The 25631-nt window shown below is 34.0% G+C and carries 19 protein-coding genes and 1 other RNA gene; 12 read left to right on the top strand and 8 right to left on the bottom strand.

What is annotated here, in order from left to right; all coding sequences use genetic code 11:
- Positions 1-605 precede the first annotated feature (605 nt).
- Positions 606-1523, bottom strand: a complete 918-nt coding sequence (locus ABID42_RS12950) for an RluA family pseudouridine synthase (protein WP_367284004.1) — start codon at positions 1521-1523, stop codon at positions 606-608.
- Between the two features lie 180 nt (positions 1524-1703).
- Here ABID42_RS12950 and ABID42_RS12945 point away from each other — a divergent pair, with 180 nt between their 5' ends.
- The 8 genes from ABID42_RS12945 to ABID42_RS12910 all read left to right on the top strand — a co-directional run bounded on the left by ABID42_RS12945 (position 1704) and on the right by ABID42_RS12910 (position 8785).
- Entirely contained in the window at positions 1704-2363 is a 660-nt protein-coding gene (locus ABID42_RS12945) for a hypothetical protein (RefSeq protein WP_367284003.1), read from the top strand.
- 173 nt (positions 2364-2536) lie between these two features.
- The gene (locus ABID42_RS12940; RefSeq protein WP_367284002.1) at positions 2537-3304 is read left to right on the top strand and encodes a CDP-alcohol phosphatidyltransferase family protein; all 768 of its coding nucleotides are present in this window, start codon (positions 2537-2539) and stop codon (positions 3302-3304) included.
- Positions 3305-3330: 26 nt separating this feature from the next.
- Complete coding sequence (locus ABID42_RS12935) at positions 3331-4290, top strand: vWA domain-containing protein (protein WP_323260730.1); 960 nt, start codon at positions 3331-3333, stop codon at positions 4288-4290.
- 101 nt (positions 4291-4391) lie between these two features.
- Complete coding sequence (locus ABID42_RS12930; protein ID WP_367284001.1) at positions 4392-5081, top strand: tetratricopeptide repeat protein; 690 nt, start codon at positions 4392-4394, stop codon at positions 5079-5081.
- A gap of 11 nt (positions 5082-5092) precedes the next feature.
- Positions 5093-6274, top strand: coding sequence for an acetyl-CoA C-acyltransferase (locus ABID42_RS12925; RefSeq protein ID WP_367284000.1), 1182 nt, complete (start codon positions 5093-5095; stop codon positions 6272-6274).
- A gap of 84 nt (positions 6275-6358) precedes the next feature.
- Complete coding sequence (locus ABID42_RS12920; RefSeq protein ID WP_367283999.1) at positions 6359-7300, top strand: phosphoribosylaminoimidazolesuccinocarboxamide synthase; 942 nt, start codon at positions 6359-6361, stop codon at positions 7298-7300.
- A 28-nt stretch (positions 7301-7328) separates the two neighbouring features.
- Positions 7329-7754 carry an STAS domain-containing protein gene (locus ABID42_RS12915; RefSeq protein WP_323260738.1) on the top strand — a complete coding sequence of 142 codons (426 nt, stop codon included), beginning with the start codon at positions 7329-7331 and terminating at the stop codon, positions 7752-7754.
- Positions 7755-7858: 104 nt separating this feature from the next.
- The gene (locus ABID42_RS12910; RefSeq protein WP_367283998.1) at positions 7859-8785 is read left to right on the top strand and encodes a ribonuclease Z; all 927 of its coding nucleotides are present in this window, start codon (positions 7859-7861) and stop codon (positions 8783-8785) included.
- A gap of 1 nt (position 8786) precedes the next feature.
- On the opposite strand, the gene ABID42_RS12905 is transcribed toward ABID42_RS12910, so the two are convergent.
- Positions 8787-11009, bottom strand: coding sequence for a T9SS type B sorting domain-containing protein (locus ABID42_RS12905; protein WP_367283997.1), 2223 nt, complete (start codon positions 11007-11009; stop codon positions 8787-8789).
- Positions 11010-11884: 875 nt separating this feature from the next.
- On the opposite strand from ABID42_RS12905, the gene gltB reads away from it, so the two are divergent.
- Together gltB and ABID42_RS12895 are read left to right on the top strand one after the other, a co-directional pair.
- Positions 11885-16456: a glutamate synthase large subunit gene (gene gltB / locus ABID42_RS12900; protein WP_323260744.1), complete on the top strand. Its 4572-nt coding sequence runs from the start codon at positions 11885-11887 to the stop codon at positions 16454-16456.
- 127 nt (positions 16457-16583) lie between these two features.
- On the top strand, positions 16584-18074 hold the full coding sequence (locus ABID42_RS12895; protein ID WP_367283996.1) for a glutamate synthase subunit beta: 1491 nt from the start codon (positions 16584-16586) through the stop codon (positions 18072-18074).
- Between the two features lie 49 nt (positions 18075-18123).
- Here ABID42_RS12895 and ABID42_RS12890 read toward each other — a convergent pair whose 3' ends face one another.
- Positions 18124-18987 (bottom strand): AraC family transcriptional regulator, encoded by an 864-nt coding sequence (locus ABID42_RS12890; RefSeq protein ID WP_367283995.1) that lies wholly within the window; start codon positions 18985-18987, stop codon positions 18124-18126.
- Positions 18988-19135: 148 nt separating this feature from the next.
- Here ABID42_RS12890 and ABID42_RS12885 point away from each other — a divergent pair, with 148 nt between their 5' ends.
- Positions 19136-19969 carry a phytanoyl-CoA dioxygenase family protein gene (locus ABID42_RS12885; protein ID WP_367283994.1) on the top strand — a complete coding sequence of 278 codons (834 nt, stop codon included), beginning with the start codon at positions 19136-19138 and terminating at the stop codon, positions 19967-19969.
- Between the two features lie 145 nt (positions 19970-20114).
- On the opposite strand, the gene rnpB is transcribed toward ABID42_RS12885, so the two are convergent.
- The 5 genes from rnpB to ABID42_RS12860 form a co-directional block, all read right to left on the bottom strand.
- An RNA gene (rnpB, locus tag ABID42_RS12880) (RNase P RNA component class A) lies at positions 20115-20516 on the bottom strand.
- A gap of 24 nt (positions 20517-20540) precedes the next feature.
- Positions 20541-21950, bottom strand: a complete 1410-nt coding sequence (locus tag ABID42_RS12875) for a DUF4403 family protein (RefSeq protein WP_367283993.1) — start codon at positions 21948-21950, stop codon at positions 20541-20543.
- A gap of 248 nt (positions 21951-22198) precedes the next feature.
- Positions 22199-23191 (bottom strand): Smr/MutS family protein, encoded by a 993-nt coding sequence (locus ABID42_RS12870; protein WP_367283992.1) that lies wholly within the window; start codon positions 23189-23191, stop codon positions 22199-22201.
- Positions 23192-23317: 126 nt separating this feature from the next.
- Positions 23318-23809 (bottom strand): YchJ family protein, encoded by a 492-nt coding sequence (locus tag ABID42_RS12865; RefSeq protein WP_367283991.1) that lies wholly within the window; start codon positions 23807-23809, stop codon positions 23318-23320.
- Between the two features lie 182 nt (positions 23810-23991).
- The gene (locus ABID42_RS12860; RefSeq protein ID WP_367284006.1) at positions 23992-24363 is read right to left on the bottom strand and encodes a DUF2200 domain-containing protein; all 372 of its coding nucleotides are present in this window, start codon (positions 24361-24363) and stop codon (positions 23992-23994) included.
- Between the two features lie 783 nt (positions 24364-25146).
- On the opposite strand from ABID42_RS12860, the gene ABID42_RS12855 reads away from it, so the two are divergent.
- Complete coding sequence (locus tag ABID42_RS12855; protein ID WP_367283990.1) at positions 25147-25500, top strand: hypothetical protein; 354 nt, start codon at positions 25147-25149, stop codon at positions 25498-25500.
- Positions 25501-25631: the final 131 nt, after the last annotated feature.

Below are 25631 nucleotides of genomic sequence, written 5' to 3'. Positions count from 1 at the left end.
AACTTTTGCATCGAGTTATTTCGGTCGTCCAAAGAAAAGAAAAATATGAAAATTCCGATAAATTTCCCTTGTTTTTGTCATAGAAATCGAAGGCGAAAAACATCTCTCAAGAATCACTTTACATCTCGTCAATGACACAAAACATCTCTCAGGAATCACTTTACATCTCTCCGATGACATAAAACATCTCTCAGGAATCACTTTACATCTCTCCGATGACACAAAACATCTCTCAGGAATCACTTTTTATCTCTCCGATGACATAAAATATCTCTCGGGAATCACTATACATCTCGTCAATGACATAAAATATGCCTCTGGAATCACAAAATATCTCTCCGATGACATCAATTGTGATGAATGTTTAAAATCTAATTAATAAAAAGGGTAACAAATCAGGAAGCTAAGGAGTGGTTTTTCGGTGTTATATCTCTGGTGCACAACCATGTTTAGCTTTTCACAAACATAAAATAATACTTGTAATAAAGAAAGAAGAGGATTATTTATTTTACAAAAAAATCCCCTTCTCTGAATGAGAAAGGGATTGTGATAAGATTTTATACTGAACAGTTAATGGCTTTCTGATAACCGATAACAGTCAATGGTTAAAACAAACTCAAAAACTTTTTAGGGACTGTTGTTTCAAAATACATTTCTTCATCAGTAATTGGATGAACAAAAGAAAGTACCCAAGCATGTAGCCCCAAACGACCAATTGGGTCGGTTTTAGCACCGTACTTTTCATCACCCACAATCGGATGACCAATATCTTTCATGTGTACTCTGATTTGGTTTTTACGTCCTGTCTCCAAATTCACTTTTAGCAAAGTATTAAATTCCGTCGCATTAATGGTATCATAATGCGTGATGGCTTCTTTTCCTAAGTTTGGATTGGAAGTTGAATACACTGTTAAAGCTTTACTTTCTACTAAATAAGAACGAACCGTTCCAAGTGGATATTCGACATTTCCTTCCACCACTGCTAAATATGTACGTTGTTGAATGGTTTCATTCCAAGATTCTTGTAAAAGTTTTTGAATTCTTTCGCTTTTGGCAAACATCATCAAACCTGAAGTTTCACGGTCGAGACGATGCACTACAAAAATTCTGTTGGCGGGGTCTTGTTTCTTTACGTGGTCGCTCAAAGTACTGTAGGCATTGTACAATTTTTGTTTTTCTGTAGCGATAGAAAGGAAGCCTTCTTGTTTTTCAATGACAAGTAGGTATTGGTCTTCGTAAATAATCGTCAGTCCTTTGTACTTCTGAATTTCTGGAGCTTTAGAGCTTTTAATATTCACGCTCTGCCCTACTCTCAACTTATAATTATATTGGGTTTCAGCTTTGTTGTCAACTAATACTTGTTTGTCTCTTAAATACGACTTTATATTATGACGGCTTTTATGTGGCATTTTATCCAATAAAAAAGTCATTAATTCAGCAGGTTCGCTTACTTCAAAATGCACTTCTGCTTTTTTTGTATCTTTTGGATTTCGTTCACTAACTCTTCTATCCGTTTCTTTCATCTTTCAACACTGTTTACTGTTTTCCAAAAGTTAATCTCATTTGGTTTTGCAAAGGTACAAAAATTAGAAGTTTATTTTCAATAATCTCATCCAAGCACAGCTTGAAAGCTAATTTTAAAACTTGTATCAAATTGAATATTTTGTTAAGTTTAGTCGTTAAAAGAAAAAATCAACAACGAAATGAAAAAAACAATTTTTATCCTCTTACTATCTATTAAAGTAATCTCTGGCTATGCTCAGGGAATGAGCAACGCTGGGACTATGCTACAAGACGTCAACGGAAAACCTATTCTTTCAAACAATTATGTAGAAATAGAAGGAAATCCATATTTACCCGAACAGTGGACAGTCGGAAGTATTAAGCTAAAAAATGGTGCTGTAATTAATTATAATGCTTTGAGATATAATATGGCATCGGGCGAACTTGAATTTCAAAGAAACGACCAAGCTTTTATTTTAACCAATCCTTTTGATGAATTTACGCTTATCAACGCTACGTTTAGAAAAGGTTTCCCTGCCATCGACGGACAAAGCAACAATAGTTTTTACGAAGTTTTATATGATGGAAAACTAAAATTATTATGTTTCAAAAATGCGGTGATGTATGAAGAAAAGCCTTATAATTCGGCTACTAAAATCAAGAAATTTTTACATAATACTTATTACTATCTTTATAAAACTGATGGTACAATGGTAAAAGTTAAAAAAGACAAAAAGGCTATTCTTGCCATTTTAAGTGATAAATCAAGTCAATTAGAAGAGTATTTCAAAAAAGAAAACATTAAAATTAAGGAATGGAGTGATGTAGCTAATGTTTTGGCTTATTATGAAAAACTGTAGAATAGTTTATTGAAATAAATTTCCATAGAAACGGCTCTATTTATCATGCAAAATAGAGCCGTTTCTGTTTTAATACAAAAATTCGATAACAAAGACCTTGAAAACGAGTTATACAAAGACCATTATTTTCTACCTATTTGTTAAATTATCTATTCAGTATTTTCAACTCCATAATGCCAAAACTTTCTATTGACGATAAATTTATTGACTTCTCTGACTACGGACGACCTATTGCCAGTTTTCTTGCACTTCATTTATCAAGGTTAAAAGTAAATGCTATCCAAGTAACTTTTACTTTCTTTTTGGCTGGTATTGCTTGTTCCTTTTGTATTCTTACACATCATTTTGTGTTGGCTGCTTTGTTTTTAATGTTAAAAAATATTTTAGATGCTGTGGATGGTGAAATCGCAAGAATCACCAAACATCCTTCTATCATTGGTCGATATTTAGATTCTATTTTCGATTTTATCATTAATCTGCTTATTCTACTAAGTATTCTCAGTATCGAAAGTTCGTCAAAACTTACTTTTTTACTTGCCTTTTTTGGGATTGAATTTCAATGTTCTATTTATAACTATTATTATGTAATTTTGAGGAGACGCTTGAACAATGATGAGACAAGTCGTATTCTTGAATTTAGGAAGCCAATCAGCTATCATTACGAAAATCAGAAAATAGCCAATGTTTTACATGCCACATTTTTGTGTTTATATGTAGTCTTCGATGCTTTGGTTTTAGTATTAGACAAGCCCGCTCTTTTTGTAAAGCAATTCCCAAAATGGTTTATGAGTTTACTCTCTTTCTTGGGACTAGGCTTTCAGTTACTCATCATTTGTAGTTTACTTTGCTTAAGATTAACCGAAATGATATTGCCTTTCTTTGCTTGGTACAGTATTTTTGGTTTATTTGTAATTTTAATCAGAAAATTACTAGTGAAGTAAACGTAATACCTTTATTTCCTCAAAAGATGAATTTAACCTCGGAGTTAGGGAAAACTGAATATTGGTTTATCGCTATATTTTTTATTTTGTATTTAATTTATTTGGGTCGGGTTTTTTGGATAGCAAGAAGACTAAAAACCACAGCACGCTCAAGTATTTTGAAATTCTTTCTAAGAACCATCTATTTTGGTTTAATGTTGCTAGCTTTGTTAAATCCATCTTTTGGAGAATTGAACGAAGCCATAAAAGCAGAAAGTAGAGAAATATTTTTTCTGGTAGATGTTTCAAAATCAATGGACGCTACAGATATTCAGCCCAGTAGAATTGAAAAAGCCAAGTTTGAGATTAACAGAGTAATTAATCAATTTCCGAATGATAGAATTGGTATTATTGTGTTTTCAGACGAAGCTATTTTATTATCGCCACTTACTTTTGATAGAAATGCCATCAGTTTGTTTGTTCCGAAAATCAATACTAATTTGTTAACTGGCGGAGGTTCACAAATCAATCCTGCACTTGAATTAGCGTATAATCGCTTCCAAAAATCTAAATCAAAAAATAAATCAAAAGTAATTGTCTTGATAAGTGATGGTGAATTTGCAGATGAATACGATAGAAATATCGTTGGGCAAATCAAGCAAAATGGTATCAATTTCTTCGCTGTAGGCATCGGAACGCCTGAAGGTTCATCAATCAAAGAAGAAAATACCTTTAAAAAAGACAGTGAAGGAAATGTTGTTATCACCAAATTAGATAACATTTTATTGAAGAAAGTAACGAACGAAGCCAAAGGTAAATACTTAGAAATTAGCAATATATCCAATAGTTTGACGGAGTTGATAACCGAAATAAATCAAATTACAAGTACAATTTCCAGTAATCAGCAAATTAATGTTGCCGTAAATAAATATTTTTATTTTCTAATCATTGCATTATTTTTGCTCGGAATTGATGTTTTTTTCACGGTGCGAACTTTCCAATTATAGTGTTGGAGTAGCGTATTTTAAAAATCAAATAACAAAAAATTTTATATTATTGATAAATTTTAATTTGTCGGATTTTAAAAATCACTAAATATTAATCAACTTTGTTAAATCAATTTGTCTTATATATTTTTCTTTGGATACTTGATAATGGCTCTTTTTCAAAAGTAAACAATAGAAATCGAGCAAAAATCGAGGCATTAATTGCATTCAGGAAAGGTAATTATCGTGAAGCGGCAAACCAGTATCTTATTTTATCAAAACAATCTGTTTTTACACCTCCAGAAGTATCTTTAAATTATGCACATGCTCTTTTTGAGGCTAAAGACACGCTTGCTGCCCGCCAAATATATGCTCGATTAAGTGGACTAAAAGAAGCTAAATTAACTTCAACTACTTTAGTACAATTGGGTTTAATATTTTGTAATCAGCAAGACACCGCTAAAGCATTGACACTTTTCAAGCAAGCTTTAGTGATGATGCCCGAAAACAATATCGCTAGGTTTAATTATGAATTATTGAAAAGGAAATTCAACCCTAAGCAAGAGCCACCTAAACCGCCGCCGCCCAGCAGTCAAAAAACGCCTCCTAAACCTCCTCCTCAGGAAAATGCTGAAGTAGCAAAAAATGAAAACCAACAAGAGTTACTTAAAACATTAAAAAACTATGGCTTAACAGTTGACAAAGCCAAAACCATATTGGACGCTATGAAAAATAGTGAAATCCAATATATCCAGCAACGTCAAAAAGTCACCAAAAACCCTAATAAAACAATAACAAAGCAAAACTGGTAAGAACCGCATTTATGAATACACAGGAAGTTTATATCATTTCGGCAGTTAGAACGCCGATTGGAAGTTTCGGAGGAGCATTATCTAGCCTATCGGCTACTCAATTAGGAAGTATCGCTATCAAAGCGGCTGTTGAAAAGGCAAATATTAAGCCTGAAAGTGTAGAAGAAGTATTAATGGGCAATGTTGTTTCTGCCAATTTAGGGCAAGCTCCTGCTCGCCAAGCAGCTTTGGGTGCTGGTTTATCACCTCAGGCAAAATGTACAACAATCAATAAAGTTTGTGCTTCGGGAACAAAAGCAATTATGTTGGCGGCTCAAAGCATCATGCTTGGGATTTCGGATATTGTAGTAGCAGGCGGAATGGAAAGCATGTCGAATGCCCCATTTTATGTTCCGAATGCAAGATTCGGTTATAAATATGGTTCATCAACTATTGTTGACGGATTAGAAAAAGATGGTTTAACAGATGTTTATGAAAACTGTTCAATGGGCTTTTTTGCTGATAGAACCGCTCGTAAATACGGAATTAGCCGTGAAGCACAAGATAGTTATGCCATTGATTCTTACAAACGTGCTGCCGCAGCAGCAGAAAGTGGCTCATTTGCAGGCGAAATTGTTCCAGTAGAAGTAAAAACCAAACAAGGAAGTATTCTTATTACTGAAGATGAAGAATTCAAAAAAGTAAAATTTGAGAAAATTCCAGATTTAAAACCAGCTTTTGAAAAAAGAGGAACTGTTACTGCTGCAAGTTCATCAAACCTAAGTGATGGTGCATCTGCTTTAGTATTAATGTCTAAAAAGAAAGCTGATAAATTAGGTTTATTGCCAATCGCCAAAATTATTGGTATGGCAGATGCTGAACAAGAACCAGAATTCTTTACAACAACGCCAACAGTAGCTTTGCCAAAAGCAATCAAAATGGCTAATTTAATCAAAGAAGAAATTGATTATTATGAAGTAAACGAAGCCTTTGCTGTTGTACCTTTGGCTTTTGAAAAAATATTGGATATTCCACATAAAAAAGTAAATGTACACGGTGGTGCAGTAGCTTTAGGGCATCCACTAGGAGCATCCGGAGCTAGAATTGTTACTTCTTTAATTTATATTTTAAAACAAAAAGGAGCAAGATACGGAGCCGCTGGTATTTGTAATGGTGGCGGAGGAGCATCTGCTATTGTGATTGAAAGGATGTAATCTCTGAAAGTTTGTGGTAATTTTGCAGAAATTATTTCACTAAACAGCATTAAACAAGCGTGATTAAAATCGCAAAACAACATAATGAACGTAATTAAAAACACAAATTTTAATTTTCCCAACCAAACAAATTTTTACAAAGGAAAAGTACGTGATGTATATTCTTTTGAAAATCTTTTGGTGATGGTTGCCTCTGACAGAATTTCAGCATTTGATGTAGTTTTACCTAGAGCAATTCCATTTAAAGGACAAGTATTAAATCAAATCGCTGAACATTTTCTGAATGCAACCAGAGATGTAGTTCCTAACTGGCTTGTTGCTACTCCAGACCCTAATGTAAGTGTTGGTTTAAAATGCGAAACATATCCTGTAGAAATGGTTGTAAGAGGCTATTTGGCGGGTCATGCTTGGCGTACTTATAAATCTGGCTTACGCACTTTATGCGGAGTAACTTTACCAGAAGGTTTGAAGGAAAATGACAAATTGCCTACGCCAATTATTACACCAACTACCAAAGCTCACGAAGGGCACGATGAAGATATTTCAAGAGAAGAAATTCTTGTAAAGGGATTAGTCTCTGAAGCAGAATATGTTCAACTTGAGCAATACACATTGGCTCTTTTTGCAAAAGGTACTGAAATGGCTGCTGAACAAGGCTTGATTTTAGTAGATACAAAATATGAATTTGGTAATAAAGATGGACAAATCACTTTGATTGATGAAATCCATACGCCAGATTCTTCTCGCTATTTTTATGCGGATGGATACCAAGAACGCCAAAATAATAATGAATCACAAAAGCAACTTTCAAAAGAATTTGTTCGTGAATGGTTAATTGCAAATGGTTTTCAAGGTAAAGACGGACAAGTTATTCCTGAAATGACAGACGAGTGGGTTAATCAAGTTTCTGAACGTTATATCGAGCTTTTTGAACAAGTAACAGGCAAAAAGTTTGTGAAAGATAATTCAGAAAACATACTGGCTAGAGTTGAAGAAAACGTAAACAGTTATTTAAAGTCTTTGTAGGAAGTAAAACAAGAAATTACAACAATTTATGGAATTTAAGGTAGAAAAAAATGAGCAGTACGCTCTTATCGAACTTAAAGAAACTGCCTTAACGCAGGAAAATCACGCTGATTTAGAAAAAATAATTCGCCAGCTTTTCAGAGAAGGTTATGGTAATATTATTATTGAATTTAATACTATTACTGAATTAGACGGACATGGTATTTCGATAATTCGTAAAGCCAATAAAATTTGTTTGAATGAATTAGGACTATTAATTATCGTTACCAAAAATCAAGAAATTATCGACCAGTTAGATGCTGCAAAAATTGAAGAATTGACAGTAATGCCAACCGTTCAAGAAGCAATTGATGCTGTTTATTTGAATGAATTGGAAAACGATTTCCAATCAGACGAAGATGATGAATACGACCACGGCGAATACAGCGAAGGCGGTTCTGATGATGATTATTAATATTAAGGAGAGGTCAGTTCTAAAACTGACCTCTCTTATAACAAATCAATATTTTTAGTTGTTAGACTGATATTGATTTAAAACTATACAATCCATAAACAATCTTGAGTTTTCAGCTAACCATCCTAGGTACGGGTTCTGCCACACCCGTTTTAACGAGAAACCCGACGGCTCATCATCTCCAGATTGAGCAGGAAGGCTATTTGATAGATTGTGGAGAAGGCACACAAAGTCAGTTACTTCATTATAAAATCAGGACAACAAAACTCAAGTATATTTTCATTACACACCTTCACGGCGACCATTTTTTTGGTTTAATCGGTCTTTTATCTACTTTAAATATGCACCGAAGAATCGAAGATTTATGGATTTTTGCGCCAAAAGGACTCGCCGAAATTATCACAATTCAATTAAAATATTCTGATACTCGGCTGAATTTTAAAATACATTTTACAGAAACACAAACCGAAAAGAGCTATCTACTTTTTGAAAATGAGAATGTGACTATCACGACAATTCCACTGATTCACAGAGTACCTTGTTGTGGTTTTTTATTCAGAGAAAAAAGTAAGAAAAGAAAAATCGTAAAAAATACAAAACCTAGTGATTTGACTTTTGAAGAAATCAAAATGTTAAAAGATGGAGAAGACATCATTAATGCGGATGGTTCTGTGAAGTATAAAAACGAAAATTATACGATTCCTTCTTTAAAAAGTTGTAGTTATGCTTTTTGTTCTGATACGCTTTTTAATGAATCGGTTATTGATATTGTGAAAAATGTCGATTTGCTATATCATGAGGCAACTTTTCTGGATGAACTATTACCAAGAGCTACGCAGACAAATCATTCTACCACCAAACAAGCTGCCTTAATTGCCAAAAAAGCAAAGGTAGGCAAGCTTATTATTGGGCATTATTCTTCGAGATACAAAGAGTTAGAAACACATTTAGCTGAAGCTCGTGAAGTATTTATGAATTCTTATTTAGCCATTGAAGGCGAAACGCATAAAATTCGAGACATCAAAGTTTAATTCATCGAATTAAGTTGACCCAACCTTTGAACTCCCGTTTAGTGAATTTCAATAAATAATAATATTCCGCAGAAGCATACTCGCCACCAGTCCATCTAAAATTCCTATCTTTCGATTCATAGACCATCCCGCCCCAACGGTCGAAAATTTGGATAAACTCAAATTTTTCAAAGCAGTTATTTTCTGGCAAATCAGTTAGCGTAAAGTACTCGTTCTTTCCATCGCCATTAGGCGTAAATACATTTACAGGCTTAAAGGCATCATAACTTACCAACTTACTTTTTAGCACAACATTTACGGAAACAGTATCAAATCTATTCGGACTACAAGAATTATCTTCTGTAATAAAATCAATTACATAAGTAGCTTGGTCTTTTCCATCAAGTAAGCTACAATCTACTTTCCATGCAAAGGGATTAATGATTTTAGCCACACCATTTTTATCTGTCCAAACTGCTCCTACTTTAGCCAAATCAAAACCTTTTCCTAAAGCATATAATTTTATTGGGTCGGCGTCTGGGTCTTGTGCAGTAACATCAAAATTAATTGGTTGAACCTCCGTCCCATCTAAGATGATTTCTATTTCATTCTTCGCCAAAGAAGTCAATACGTTCGGTGCAAGGCTAGGAATGGGCAAAGCCTTTAAATTAACCGAAATACTATCTCTTAAATTTCTATTACAACGAGTATCAGTAATAAAAAAATCTACGATATAATCATTACTCCTGACGGCATTACAATTCGGTGTCCAAGTAAAAGGCGAACTGACTGTTCCTAATCCTGTTACAGAGCCAAAGTTCATACCAATATCTGCAAGGTTAAATCCTCTACCTTTGGCTGTAATCGTGATATTATCATTGTCTATATCTTTCCCAAACAGATTAAATTTCAATTGTTGGTTAATGATTACTTCTCCTTTTCTATTTTGTAAATCAGTTGAAATATTGGGGCGATTATTCAAATCGGGTTCAACAATTACCTTTACTCTTAAAGTACTTACCATCGGCTGCGGACAACCATTATCCGAAGCAATCAAATCAAATATTAATGGTTTTCCATCAAAACTAGCTGTACAGGCATCAAAGCATAATTCAGCTCTAAGCGTATCTTTATAAGTATTTGTACGAGTTGAAGTTGGAGTAAGCGTATAAGAACCTGTAAAATTATTGGGAAGAATTTTTAAGTTGAGTTCTTGATTTGGATCTAAATCAGTCACTAAAAAACTTAAACATTTTTGTTGATTAGCCTTAATTGTTATCGTTTGATTGGTATCATAAAAGTCTGTTTTACCTTTTTCTCTTAAAAAACTTAGCGGTGCATTATTGGTTGGGCAATCAATTACTTTCAATTGAAAATCCCTTCTCACCTCTCCTATTTTCTTGCCATTTCTAAATTCTTCAGTTAACACACAAAAAACATACAAGCCTAAAAGGTCTGTCGTTACTGAAAGTTGACCAGTTCGGGGATTTACACTTAAAGGTTTAGGACCGGGAATCACATTATTGATACCATAACCTGTTTGCCAGCGAACAAGTGGATAGTTACTACTACCAACTGCGAAATCTGGCTTGGGGTTTTGTGTGTTAGAAAAACCATTTAATGGCGTCACTAAACTATAAACCAAACTATCTTTATCGGCATCTGTTGCACCAAAATCAAATACAAACGGACGACCACGGCAAATATAATCACCAGTAAGTTTACCAAATATTGGAGAAGAATTTTCGAATGTTTTTCCATCAATTTTTAAGGCAGGAAACGCCAAATAAAATACAGAACCAGCCGCTTCTGGGTTTTGAATATTAGTAATGATATTATTCCTACAGCATCGTTCCCATACAAAATAATAACCATCTGGATCCGTAAAATTGTCTGGGAGTAAGTAAATGTAGCCGCTGTAACGAATCAATCTAGTTCTTACAGAATTATTCTGAACACAATTCGGATTAGAAAAACCTATTAAACTATCACTAATTATCGGTAAAGTAGCTACTCCTAGATATAAATTATCCCTTTTTCTATACAAAACCAAAGAGACAGTTGGGTCTTTAGCTCCAACATTACCATTAATATCATCAAAATATAAATTAAGGCTTAAGCGGTGAGTAGCATTAGGTTGATTTTTCACTACTTGTAATTCAATCTCACCGCCAACAATATGCGTAGCATTGGCTTGTAACATTGAAAATAACAATAAGAACAAAGAGAGTAAAGTTTTTTTCATACAGTTAAAACAGGAGGTTTTACAAATTATTGATTGACAAACTTACTTTACGATATTATTGACAAAACAAAAGGGATAAAGGTTGTTTATATGTACTCAAAATTAATAATCTAAATACTTCAAAATCTTATTTTTATTATCGTCCTTAAAACGAAATTTATTTAAAGAAATGTATCTAAAAACATCAAATAAGTAAAAGGTTTGTAATGAGTTCAATAAGTTATCAATGTAGTCTAAAAAATTGAATATCTTTACCAAGTTAATCACAAATTGATTCTAATTAACACTATAGAATTAATAGGCTAGTATCCAAGCATTTACATCGTATAAATATAAAAATAAGCTCTTTAATCATTGCTTTTTAGAATTTTTACAGCTAAATGAATAAAAATGAGATTTTTTTCATAAAAAACTTATAAATTAATTAAAATTGAAATTTTCAATATTTTACCATTAATTTTAAAGTAAGATTTATTACAAAATTGCAAAATCATTAAAAACCAGTCTAAAAAAAGTCGTTTTTCGCAAAAAAAATATTCATATTCAGCAAATAATGTTTTTGGACGATATCTTTAAAAATTGCATCTAACTAAGATAAAATTTTACGAATTCTTGAAATTATATCATTCAGATGATTATTCGGCAAAATGCTATTTTTTCCAAAGAATTTCTTGTATATCTTTGTAATAACAAAACAGAAAGCAATACATTCTTCATTTTTCATAAAATTGAAGTGAAAGAAAATCCTACTTCAATTTTATTATTTTCATTTTATACTGTATTTCTCTGACAATTTTCCAATATTATAGTAAAACAATTGCCACTAACATAATCTCAAGTTCTCTGTTAGTAAATTTAAAAACAGACCCATTACCATGACTAATTTCGACAATAAAGGTTTGTACCGTAAAGAATTCGAGCATGATGCTTGTGGAATCGGCTTCGTAGCGAACATGAAAGGACGTAAGTCTCATAAAGTAGTTGCGGATGCAATTCAGATGCTCATTCGTATGGATCACCGTGGTGCGTGCGGCTGTGACCCTAATTCAGGTGACGGTGCAGGAATTTTATTACAAATTCCTCACGAATTCTTTTTGGAAGAATGTACTAATTTAGGTATCGACTTACCTGCTGCTCAGGAATACGGAGTAGGTATGACTTTCTTTCCAAAGGATAAAACAATTCGTGAAGAATGTAAGGAGATTATTACCCGAAAGGCCAAGCGCTTAGGCTTAGAAATTTTGGGATATCGTGTAGTTCCATGTGATAATTCTGAAATTCTAGGTGCTGAATCTGGAAATACAGAACCACAGATGGAACAATTATTCATCAAGCGTCCGGCTAGCATCACAGATGAAATGGCGTTTGAAAGAAAATTGTACGTTTTCCGTCAATACACAGCTCGTATTATCAACGAAACAGTCAAAGGTTTAGACAATAAATTTTACTTTGCCTCTCTGTCTGCTCATACCATTATTTACAAAGGTATGTTAACGACAATGCAAGTTCCGGGATATTTTGATGATTTGAAACGTGAAGAATTTACTTCTGCTTTAGCAATTGTTCACTCTCGTTTCTCTACAAATACTTTCCCTGAATGGAAATTGGCACAACCATTCCGTTTTATTGGTCACAATGGTGAAATCAACACTGTGAAAGGTAATGCGGCTTGGATGCAAGCTCAGTCTGCTTTGTTTGAATCTGAGTACTTCACTAAGGAAGAAATGGAGATGATTTTACCAATTTGTCAGTTAGGTCAGTCCGACTCTGCCATTTTGGATAATGCTATCGAATTATTGTACATGAGCGGTCGTTCACTTCCACATGTAATGATGATGTTGATTCCTGAAGCTTGGGACGGTAACGAGCAAATGGAGCAATACAAAAAAGATTTTTACGAATACCACGCAGCCATGATGGAGCCTTGGGATGGTCCAGCTTCGATTTCATTTACAGATGGAAAAATGATTGGTGCAACTTTAGATAGAAATGGTTTACGTCCATCTCGTTATTGGGTAACTGATGATGATTTCGTTATCATGGCTTCTGAAGCAGGTGTTTTAGATATTGACCCCGCTAAAATTGTGTCAAAAGGACGTTTACAACCGGGTAAAATGTTCGTGGTGGACATGGAAGCTGGTCGTATCATTCCTGATGATGAATTAAAAGAGAAAATCTGTCAACAAAATCCTTACGGAGAATGGTTGAAAACGAATAAAATTAAAGTAGAAGATTTACCTGCGGCTGGTGCTGAATACCGTACTCCATTTGAACGTGAATTATTATTACGTCAACAAGTATTCGGTTTCACTACAGAAGATTTAAGAGTAATTCTTTCTCAAATGGTTGAAACTGGTAAAGAAGCTTTAGGTTCAATGGGTGTTGATACTCCTTTGGCTATTCTTTCTGACCAAGCTCAACATTTATCTTATTACTTTAAGCAATTATTTGCACAGGTAACCAACCCACCAATTGACTCAATTCGTGAGCGTACAGTAATGTCATTATTATCTGACATCGGTGGTTTGAAAAACTTGTTGAAAGAATCTCCTGAACATTGCCGTCAGATTGAAATTCGTCAACCAGTTTTGACAAATGGTGAAATTGAGAAAATTCGTTGGATAGACCACAAAAACTTCCAAACGAAATCTATTCACGCTACTTTCCGTGCAACAGGTGAGAAAGGTCAATTAAAAAGAGCTTTAGATAGAATCTGTCAATATGCAGAAGATGCAGTGGATGATGGATATGCTATCATTTTATTAACTGACCGTGGTGTGGATTCATCACATGCTCCAATTCCATCTTTATTGGCTGTTAGTGCGGTACATCATCACTTAATTCGTCAAGGAAAAAGAGCTCAAGTTGGTTTAATTGTTGAAGCTGGAGACGTTTGGGAAACACATCACTTCGCTACTTTAATTGGCTTCGGTGCATCTGCTGTAAACCCTTACATGGCATTTGAAACAATTAATGGGATGAAGGAAAAAGGTATTCTACAAGTAGATTACCCTTATGAAAAACTTCAAGCAAATTACATTAAAGCTGTTAATGGTGAATTGTTGAAAATTTTCTCTAAAATGGGAATTTCAACACTTCAATCATATCAAGGTGCTCAGATTTTTGAAATTGTTGGTTTAGGTAAAGAAGTAGTAGATACTTATTTCTCTCGTGCTATTTCAAGAATCGGTGGTATTGATTTAGAAGGCATCGCTAAAGAAGCCTTAATCAAACACAGAAATGGTTACCCTGAATTGCCAGTAGCTAATCCTAAATTGGAAGTTGGAGGTATTTATCAATGGAAACAACGTGGTGAAGCCCACTTGTTCAATCCAGAAACGATTCACCTTTTACAACAATCAACTAAGAATAACAGCTATCAGCAGTATAAAAAATATTCTAAATTGATTGACGACCAATCTGAAAAAGCAATGACCCTACGTGGTTTGCTTAAATTCAAGAAAGGTAAATCAATTGATATTAGTGAAGTAGAGCCAATTGAAAATATTTTCAAACGTTTTGCTACTGGTGCGATGTCTTTCGGTTCAATTTCTTATGAAGCGCATACTACTTTAGCGATTGCGATGAACAGAATTGGCGGTAAGTCAAACTCTGGTGAAGGTGGTGAAGACCCAATCCGTTTTACTCCACTTGCTAATGGAGATTCAATGAACTCTGCTATCAAACAAGTAGCATCTGGACGTTTTGGAGTAACGGCTCATTACTTGACTAACGCTACTGAGTTACAAATCAAAATGGCTCAGGGTGCAAAACCAGGTGAAGGTGGACAATTACCGGGACACAAAGTAGATGATTGGATTGGAAAAACTCGTCACTCTACACCTGGAGTAGGTTTGATTTCTCCTCCTCCTCACCACGACATTTATTCAATTGAAGATTTAGCTCAACTAATTTTCGATTTAAAAAATGCTAACCGTGCCGCTAGAATCTCTGTAAAATTAGTTTCTGAAGCAGGTGTTGGAACAATTGCAGCGGGTGTTGCAAAAGCCCATGCTGATCATATTTTGATTGCTGGACACGATGGTGGCACTGGAGCATCTCCGCTTTCATCAATTCGTCATGCTGGTTTACCTTGGGAACTTGGTTTAGCTGAAGCACACCAAACTTTGGTAAGAAACAAATTGCGTGGACGTGTTACAGTTCAAACTGATGGACAAATCAGAACTGGTAAAGACTTAGCAGTAGCGGCTTTATTAGGTGCTGAAGAATTTGGTGTAGCAACAGCTGCACTTGTAACGGCTGGTTGTATTATGATGCGTAAATGTCATGTGAATACTTGTCCAGTTGGAGTAGCAACACAAGACCCACGTTTAAGAGCGTTATATACTGGTCAACCAGAACACGTTGTGAATCTATTTACTTTCTTGGCAACTGAATTGCGTGAAATCATGGCTGAATTAGGTTTCAGAACGGTTAACGAAATGGTTGGTCAAGCAGATAGATTAGAGATGAAAGAAGCTCTTAGCAATTGGAAATTGAAGCATTTAGATTTATCTCCAATCTTGTATAAACAACCAATGGCATTGGATGTTGCTTTATATAAGCAAGAAGATCAAGATCATGGTTTACAAGACCAAATCGACTGGAAATTGTTAGAGATAGCTAAACCAGCACTTGAAAACGGAGAAAAATCAACAGGTGAATTAGAAGTAATCAACGTGAATCGTACTATCGGAACGATGTTATCGAACGAAATCACGAAGAAATATGGTGCAAAAGGTTTACCAAGCGACACAATTCATGTTAAATTTAAAGGAACTGCTGGACAATCATTTGGTGCGTTCTCTGTAAATGGTATCACATTTGAATTAGAAGGTGACTCTAACGATTATATCGGAAAAGGACTTTGTGGCGCTAAGCTAATTGTATATCCAAGTAAAAAAGCAACATTCAATCCATCTGAAAATGCAGTAGTTGGAAACGTATCGTTCTACGGTGCAACATCTGGCGAAGCATATTTAAGAGGTATGGCAGGCGAACGTTTCTGTGTAAGAAACTCAGGTGCTAAAGTTGTCGTAGAAGGTATTGGCGACCACGGTTGTGAGTACATGACAGGCGGTTTAGTAGTCATCTTAGGTGAAACAGGTAGAAACTTCGGTGCTGGTATGTCGGGTGGTGTGGCTTACATCTGGGACAAAAAAGGAGACTTTGCTCCTAAATTGAACGGTGAAATGGTAGCCATTGAAGAATTGACAGTTGAAGATCAAAATATATTAAAAATGTATGTAGAACAACATTTACAATATACAGATTCAGATACTGCTAAAACTGTTCTTGATAATTGGGCTACTACTTTACCACAATTCCTAAAAGTAATGCCTCAAGATTTCAAAAAAGCGCTGGCTTCACGCAACATCAGCGTAGCAGAAGTTTTAGAGAACAAGGATGTTGTTTACAAAGATATTCAAGTAGAAATTGCACATTAATATCATTTGAAAACTTGAAAATGCGTCAATTCAAAACTATTTGAGTTGACGCATCTCAAAATCAATCTCAAAAAATATTAAAGATTGATTTCAAATTTTCAAATCCTCAAATTTTCAAATTAAAGAAATGGGAAAACCAACAGGATTTTTAGAGGTTACTAGAGAAACTCCAAAGAAAAGACCCGTAGCAGAACGTGTCGAAGACTTCAAAGAAATAGATATTGATTTTACTGCTGATAAAGTAAAATCTCAAGCAAGTCGTTGTATGGATTGTGGCGTACCTTTTTGCCACAGTGGTTGCCCACTAGGTAATATTATTCCAGAATTCAACGATGCAGTGTATGATCAAAACTGGGCTTATGCGTATGAGATTCTTTCTTCTACGAATAATTTCCCTGAATTTACTGGTCGTATTTGCCCAGCTCCATGCGAATCTGCATGTGTGTTAGGTATCAATAAACCACCAGTAACGATTGAATATATTGAGAAATCAATTATTGAATATGCTTTCGGTAATGGTTTGGTAAAACCAAATATTCCAACAAAACGTACTGGTAAAAAAGTGGCTGTTGTAGGTTCTGGCCCTGCTGGTATGGCTTCTGCTGCTCAATTAAATAAAGCTGGTCATACAGTAACTGTTTTTGAACGTGCTGACAGAATTGGTGGATTGTTACGTTACGGTATCCCAGATTTCAAATTAGAGAAATGGGTTGTTCAACGTAGAGTTGAAGTAATGGAACAAGAAGGAATTATTTTCAAAACAAATACAAATGTTGGTGTTGACATCAAAGCTGATGATTTGTTAGAAGATTTTGATTTAGTAGTTCTTTCTGGTGGTTCAACAATTCCAAGAACTTTAGGTATTCCGGGTTCTAATTTGAAAGGAATTTATCCAGCAATGGAATTCTTATCTCAACAAAACAAAAGAGTAGCTGGTATCGAACGTGAAGTGAATCACATGGGTAAGCCTTATCCAATGGGCGAACTTTACGCTACTGATAAAAATGTTGTTGTAATTGGTGGTGGAGATACTGGTTCTGACTGTGTTGGTACTTCAAACCGTCATAAAGCAAAATCTGTTACACAAGTTGAGGTAATGCCAATGCCGCCGAAAGAAAGAGCAGCACATACTCCTTGGCCAAATTGGCCTATGATGTTACGTACCTCTACTTCGCATGAAGAAGGTGCTGATCGTCACTGGTCTATTGCCGTAAAAGAATTTATTGGCGATGCTGATGGAAACTTAAAAGGGCTTAAAATTGCTGACATTGCAATGGAAGTTGTTGATGGAAAAGCGCACCAAGTTCATACCAATGAGCGTGAAATTCCTGTAGAATTAGCCTTAATTGCTGCTGGTTTCTTACATCCACAACGTGAAGGTATCCTTGCACAATTGGAAGAAAAAGGACTAGAGTTTGATGATAGAGGCAATGTGAAAGCTCATAATTATCAAACAGCAATTGATAAAGTATTTGCTGCTGGTGATATGCGCAGAGGACAATCTTTAGTAGTTTGGGCAATTTCAGAAGGTAGAGAAGCAGCACGTGCAGCTGATATTTACTTGATGGGAGAATCTGTACTAGAAGCTAAAAATATTTCAAGTTTCGCAGTTGCATAATTAAATTGATATACAAAAGCCGTCATTTCTGTTGAATTGACGGCTTTTTTTATGCGCTTTTATCAGAGTTGTTTCTACTCATTTTTCTAAATTCATTTGGCGTCCTTTTCTTCTTTCTTAAAAACACTCTATTGAAATAAGTAATACTTTCAAATCCTGTCTGAAAGCCAATTTCAGCAATCGTTTTATCGGATGCTGTCAATAATGAACAGGCCTTTCCGATTCTGATTTCATTCAAATAATCTGAATAAGTCTTTCCAGTCATTTTTTTAAAGAACTTACAAAAGGCACTTTCAGATAAATGAATTAACTCAGCGACGTTTTTCAATGAAATATCAGTTGATAAATTCTTCAACATGTACTGACAAACCGTATTAATTCTTAGTTCATTTTCTTCATTTTTAATCGGTTGAAAAAAAGGAGAAGCTAATACTTCATAGGGTAGTTCTGTAAGAATTTCAAATATTTCAAGCAAAATATTAATCCTTGTTATACCCTCTTTCTGATTGATGGTTTCCATTTTACTAATCACTTCCAAAGGAGGATTAGGAAAATATAAACCTTGACCACTCATCTCCAATATCTTTTTAAGCTTACTAAATTCATTTAAGACTAAAAAACGCTCGATAAAATGATTGGTAAATTGTATAACTACAGCAGCTGAAACAACGTTTTTTTCTTTATCGCTCATCCAAGTATGTGGTAAATCTGGACCAATCAAGACCAAATCTCCTTTTTGAAAACTCTCAAAAGAATCTCCAATAAACCTGTCTCCTATCCCACTTTCAATAAGCGTCAATTCAAATTCTGGATGGTAATGCCATCTATATTCAAAATTTGGAGTAGTATATTGATTGATTATAAAAGAGTTGATTTGATTATCAGCACTTAAATCTTCAAGTATTGCTTTCATTTAAACACTATTTTTAACAAAAAATATTAAAATACAAATTAAATATTTCAATATAGTGCTATATTTTGAATTTTTAGTGGAGAATATACTTTTACTTTATGAATAATTTTGTGGTCAATTCTTTACTGAATATTAAATTCTTAATGTCATGTTTGAAATCGCCACATCAATTTTGGAAGACCTCAATAAGCCTTATAAATTAAGCCAAGAACAGATTGAGTTTTATCAAGAAAACCGCTATCTTAAACTCAAGAATGTATTAAACAAAGATGTTATTGAACTATATAATCTCTTAATAAGAGAGAAAGTACAAGAACTAAATACCATGAATATCCCGCTTGAAGAAAGAGATGTTTATAACAAAGCTTTCTTACAAATCATGAATATTTGGACTCAGAGTGCTACCATTAAAGAATTTGTATTCAGTAAAAGAATTGCAAAAATCGCTAGTGATTTAATGCAAGTAGATGGTGTTCGGCTTTATCATGACCAAGCACTTTTCAAAGAACCAGGAGGAGGCTTTACTCCTTGGCATGCAGACCAATATTATTGGCCTTTAGAAAGCGATAAAACCGTTACTGCTTGGATTCCATTACAAGAAACACCTTTAGAAATGGGTCCACTTGAATTTAGTGCCAAAAGCCATTTAATGCAAGAAGGACGCAATCTTAAAATCAGTGATGATAGTGAGATTGAAATTCAAAAAAAATTAAGACTCGGCGATTTCCTACAAGTAAAAGAAGCATTTGAATTGGGAGAAGTAAGTTTTCATTCTGGATGGATTTTCCATAGAGCTGGCGCTAATCAAACTGATAAAATGCGACAAGTAATGACAATGATTTATATGGATAAAGATATGACACTTAAAAATCCTGAAAATGTAAATCAACAAGCAGATTGGGAAACTTGGTGTCCAGGGGCAAAAGTTGGAGAGGTTGTTAACACACCATTGAATCCAATTATTTACGAAAAAGCATCATAACACTATCAATTTTAAAGAAAGACTGTATTACTTGATATTTTATCACAGTTATAAGTAACATGTTTAAAACTTTTTCAGTCATAAAATTCTCTAGTATTAAAGTCAAAAAAAGTCCCTACAGCATTTACACACTGCGGGGACTTTTTTTAAAAAACATTCTATAAGCCGGATTCTGTCGATTGAATTTTTCTTTACAGAAATCTTCAAAAGTCTTATCATTTATCTCGAATAGTAGTCACCTACTACCTCTATCAACCTACCCACTGACACGAACGAGCCGTCCTTTACTTTGTTGTTGCCAACGCCGCTTGCCAGCCTATTTGGTCTTTCAACTCATGAGGTTTACCGATGCCTCGTTTGTCACCAACCGAGCGGTAGTCTCTTACGCTACCTTTTCACCCTTACCCTTTCAGGCGGTAATTTTCTGTGGCACTTGCTGTTACGGTTTCGTCTCCAAAACCGTACCTTCCCGTTAGGAAGCATGATGCTCTGTGTTGTCCAGACTTTCCTCCCCTGCTTTCACAAAGGCGATAAGACGAATGCTTTCTGTTACAAAGTTAGCTTTTAGTTTTTACAAACCATCTACTTTTATATCTAACTTTCCATTCGCATTGATTACCGCAATGATAGAATTGGGTGTTAGATATACTTTATCAGGCGTTAATTCACTAATACTTCCATTCAAAGTAATGCCTTTTGCTACTTTATTATTGGTTAAGTTCGCCTGCATTTGCTTTTTCATCTCATCAATTTGTCCACCGATTTTAAACGTCAAAGCGTCTTTCATATTCTTGGCAAACTTTCCTTGAAAAAACCAATTGGCTGTATTTACCAATAAATTCTTCGTTTTTAAATCATAATCGAAATTCTGCAAATAAACCGATTTCGTTGTTGGGTCGTAAGCTGGAACACCTTTATAATAAATACTACCGTTGATACTTCCTTTCAAACCTGCTTTGATAACCATTTTATCTTGGTCTCCATAAATATCAATTTCGGTTACTCCTACATTGTACTTACCATCTTTAAAAGAGAAATTTTGTCCAATTAAAGTATCAGCCGTCAACTTCGCAGCTTCACGCAATGGAATTTCAGCAATGATACCTACTTTAAAATCATCAGCAATTTCATTGACCAATTTTAAATCTGGCACTGTATTTACTGCTTGGAAAGTAGGTTTTGTACCTGTTATCGTTTCAGTATAAGCCTGAATACCAATCGTTGCTTTTACTTTGTTGTTGACGGTAGTAAGCGGTGTCATTTGTAAACCAACTGGTGTTACTTTCAACCAAGTACGATATTTTTCAGAAAGTAAATAAGGTTGCATGGCTGTATTCCAAGCTTGTAACACATATTTTTTAATTTCGACATTTTTCTTCACAGCATCATCAACTGATTTCAACAAGGTTGCTTGTTGCGAATTCAAGGCTCTTTCTACCAAACCTGTTACTGGTATTTCATAACCACCTAAACGCAAAGTTGGTTTTTTAATCCATTCATAACCCATCGGAAAGCTTTGTACTGTTGCTGTCCAATTCGGAGAAATAGAGAATTTTGTTCCAAATTTCAGATTGAAATCAAAAGATAATTCTTGTGGAGGAATAGAAATCCCCATTACTTTATAGCCTGCTCTTACCCATACTTTTAGCGGAACGCTAAATAAAAAGGCTTCGTCTTTGGTCGTTACTGTAATGTTATCTCGCTTGTTTACTTTACACATGAAGTTATCAAAATTGTTATCCTCCATGCTATTGTCTTCATAAATCAAGTCTTTGATATTGGCATTGATTTGTCTTTCTACATCGCCCATTGTAATTTCAAAAGGGATTCCAATCGTCGAAAGACTTTTTTCTACTTGTTTTCCATTATACATATACGATTCTTTGGGTGCTTCAGGATTAGCAGTAGTATTTGTATTTTTTGAACCAGCACAGCCTTGAAGCAAAATAATAGCAATTAAGGCAAAAAGTGTTTTTTTCATTTATGTTTTATATTTTTCTATAGATTACGTTTTAAAATTGACTATGGTATTCGTGAATAAATACTTCTATTTATTTTCATCAAAAAAAATATTTATTTTATCAAGACCTTACTTTTCTTGTCTTGACACAAGAAAAGTAACAAAAGAAAGTCAAGAAATTCCGAAACTCGCTACGCTCAAACAGCGGAATTTCGTAAAAATGCTGACGCCCAAATATTTTATAATTCATAACTCATATCTATTAAAACCTATTTAATCTTCACATTAGTAGCGCCATAGCCAAACTTTTCTTTCTGAGCGTCTTCAAAGTATTTTACATTTTTATGTCCCGAAAGTTTTTTGTGAATGGCATCTCTGAGTACTCCGTTTCCAACACCATGAATAAAAGTAATTTCATCCATTCCGTTAGCGATGGCTGCTTCAAACTGTTTATCAAAAGTAGTAATTTGTAAAGCTAACATTTCACGATTCGACATCGCCCATGAATCAGCAGACAATTTTTCGATATGTAAATCAACTTTAAGAGCTGGTTTAGCTGGTAATGTTGCTACTGGTTCTGGTACTTGTTTTTCAAACATTTGTTCCTTCAATTTCTCAGTATCAATTTTTGTTGGAACAGGATTAACAGCATCTTCAGAATCTAATTGAAACAAATGTGCATCTTGATTCAGAATCGGAGCTTTTTGTTTACTCTTGAAAAAAGTATTTACTCTAAATTTCAAACGTCTTACCAAAGGTTCTGGCAATTTCATAAATGCCAAACGATAGAAAAACGCTTGAAAAACAAATGTTCCCCATTCTTCAAAATCCTTTACTAAAACGTTTTGTACTTTGATAGAAGTTTTTGGTTTCAATGTTCCTGCTGCCAAACCTTTATGGTGTGGGTCTGAACCAACCGAAAGCATAAAAGGTAATTCCCAATCGGTATTATTGATAAGATGTTGCGAAAGTTCACGATCATTCACAGGCACAAAAGCCATGTAAATACCTTTGTTTGCTAATATTTCTGGTGTTGTAGGTTGGCGACGCTCAATACTTGCTTGTGGTTCAAATGAACGAGAAGGTGCAACTGGTTTAAATGTTTTTTGTTCTAATTCATCAATAATTACGGCATCCGAACGCTTTACGGGAATCGTAAAACCGTCTTCAATTTCTATTTCAATAATATTATTCGACAAAATCTTGGTAACGATTCCTTCTTCTTTCCCACGTAATAGTCTTACTCTATCTCCTATATTCATTTTCTTAATTGTTAATTTGTTCGCAATTTAGGGCTTTAGTTACAGTTAACAGTTATTTGGAATCTGTTATCTGAGAAATTTAACTTTAAAAAAGCTCACTGCTCACATCTCAAAGCTTACAGCTATCTAAACGTCACAACATTTTTTATATTTCTTTCCACTTCCACAAATACAAGGGTCGTTTCTGCTGATAAGTACTTCTGATGAAGCATTTTTAGGATTAATAATTCCTTTTACATAAAACCATTTTCCATTTTCTTTTACAAAAGTAGAATGTTCATGGTGAATTGACGTTTGTCCCTGAGCGTTGTTAAAATAAGCTTTAAAAGTTACTTCTCCATTCACATCATTTACTTGTCCATTTTTAGTGTTTAATATTTCAAGTTTTTGCCATTGATTTTCGCTTGCCCAATCTGCTAAATCTTGTTTGCTAAACTTAGCACGTTCTGTAAAATGGGTACTTGCTAATAAATAATCAGGTGCTACAGAGGCATAAGCTGAATACCTCGAACGCATCAATGCCTCCGCTGTAAGGGCTTCTTTTTTTCCTAAAATAATTGGTTCACAACATTCGCTAAAAGCTAAGTTTGAACCACAATAACATTGAACAGAAATCATAAATTTTGGAGTTGTGAATTGTGAATTATATAGTGATTAGTAAAGAGTGATTGGCGATTAGCATTATAAGAATAAATTAATTGAGCATATAAACCTATAAGGATTTGAGGTTAAAACTCTTTTTATTAGTCAATTGTAAAAATCCTTATAGGTTTAATCAAATACTTCTGAATATTTAATATTTATATTTTGGCAACACGCAAAATCTTTTCCATCTTTTTGCCTTTTGCTAATTCATCTACTAATTTGTCTAAATACCTTACTTCTTTCGTTAAAGCATTTTCTATTTCTTCTATTCTGTAGCCACAAATTACACCTGTAATAAGAGACGCATTATGATTGAGGTTAGCTTTCTGAAAAAATGTTTCAAACGTCACTTTTTCAGAAATCAATTCATCTAGCTCTTTATCATCAAAGCCCGTCAACCACGTTATAACTTGGTGTAATTCCTCTTTTGTCCTGCCCTTGCTTTCAACTTTTTTAACATAGTATGGATATACCGATGCAAAAGTCATTTTTGCAATTCGCTCATTGTGCTCAGTTGTTACTTTCATCATAATATTTTAATGGAACGCTTTTAACTGTTTTCAAAGTGGATACAAATATAAATATAATCCCACATCTATAAAAAATATATAACACACTGCTTTACAGACAGATAATTCCAATTCAACAAAAGAACATTCTCTTATTTCGATGGTATTCTGTATCGTTTTGTAAGGTTATAAAGCAATTTTGTAAGCTTACAATAAAGTTTTGTAAGGTTGCAAAACAGTTTTGTAAGCTTACAATAAAGCATTGTAGGGTTGCAAAACAATTTTGTAAGCTTACAATAAAGTTTTGTTGACTTACAAATTTGCTCTGTTTGTCATCAAAATATCCAAGAATACTTGCTTACAAGGCATGTCAGCATCCAAAACAAATACCTCAACTTTCATCGGAATTTTGCGTATTTTAGAGAGTAATTTGTTGGAATGGGTTGGAAAAAATGGGGATAAATAGAATTTTACTTAACAAATAAACACACCATAATCAACTCATAAATACCCATTTAAGAGTATCCTAAAATATTAATTGGTTAATTTCCATTATTTATTTACTTTTAAGAAAAAAGGCAAATATACGTACATCTTTAAGTTAACAGTCAGCTTAGAACGTCACCCAATCAACTTAAAAATATTTAATACTCCAGCCTTGTTCATGTCTTCACAAAAAACTTTGTGTTTTGTTACATTAATCAAATATGATTGAGCTTAATGGATAAGTTAATTTGTAGAATTACTTGTGTACACGCAAACAATGACAATAGATTTAATTTAAAAAACTGGTAAAATAGAATGATAACTATAAAAAACTTTAAGACAGCTTTAATATGGCTTCCATCAATCATAATAGCTTTATTCTTTATCCAGAATGCTTTTGAAAAAATATTTCAGTCAAATCAAATATCTAAACTTGGATTAAGTAATACCTCCGTTATTGGGGTAGGCATTTTTCTATTAATTGCAACCACCTTATTTTTATTTCAAAAAACCGTAATTATTGGTGCTTCAATTTTAGCTTCTTATATGACATTTGTAGTTTTTGTCCATATCAATAAAGGGAAACCTTTTTTACTTACATTGCTAATTGTTCTAGTCACGATTGTTGCAGCATATCTAAGAAAAACAAAGCTTTTTTCTGAAAAATAAAATAATTATACAATTCCTTCTCCTGTCGTTTTTTTGTGTTTTTACAAAAACTTAGTATTTTACAGCCGTTGTTCGTGTCTTCACGAAAAACCCGTGTATTATCATATTAATAGATAAAATTCACCAAATTA

This window comes from Arcicella rosea (genome assembly GCF_040543805.1).
Taxonomy (GTDB): Bacteria; Bacteroidota; Bacteroidia; order Cytophagales; family Spirosomataceae; genus Arcicella; species Arcicella rosea.
This window is presented reverse-complemented; position numbering and strand designations above follow the sequence as displayed.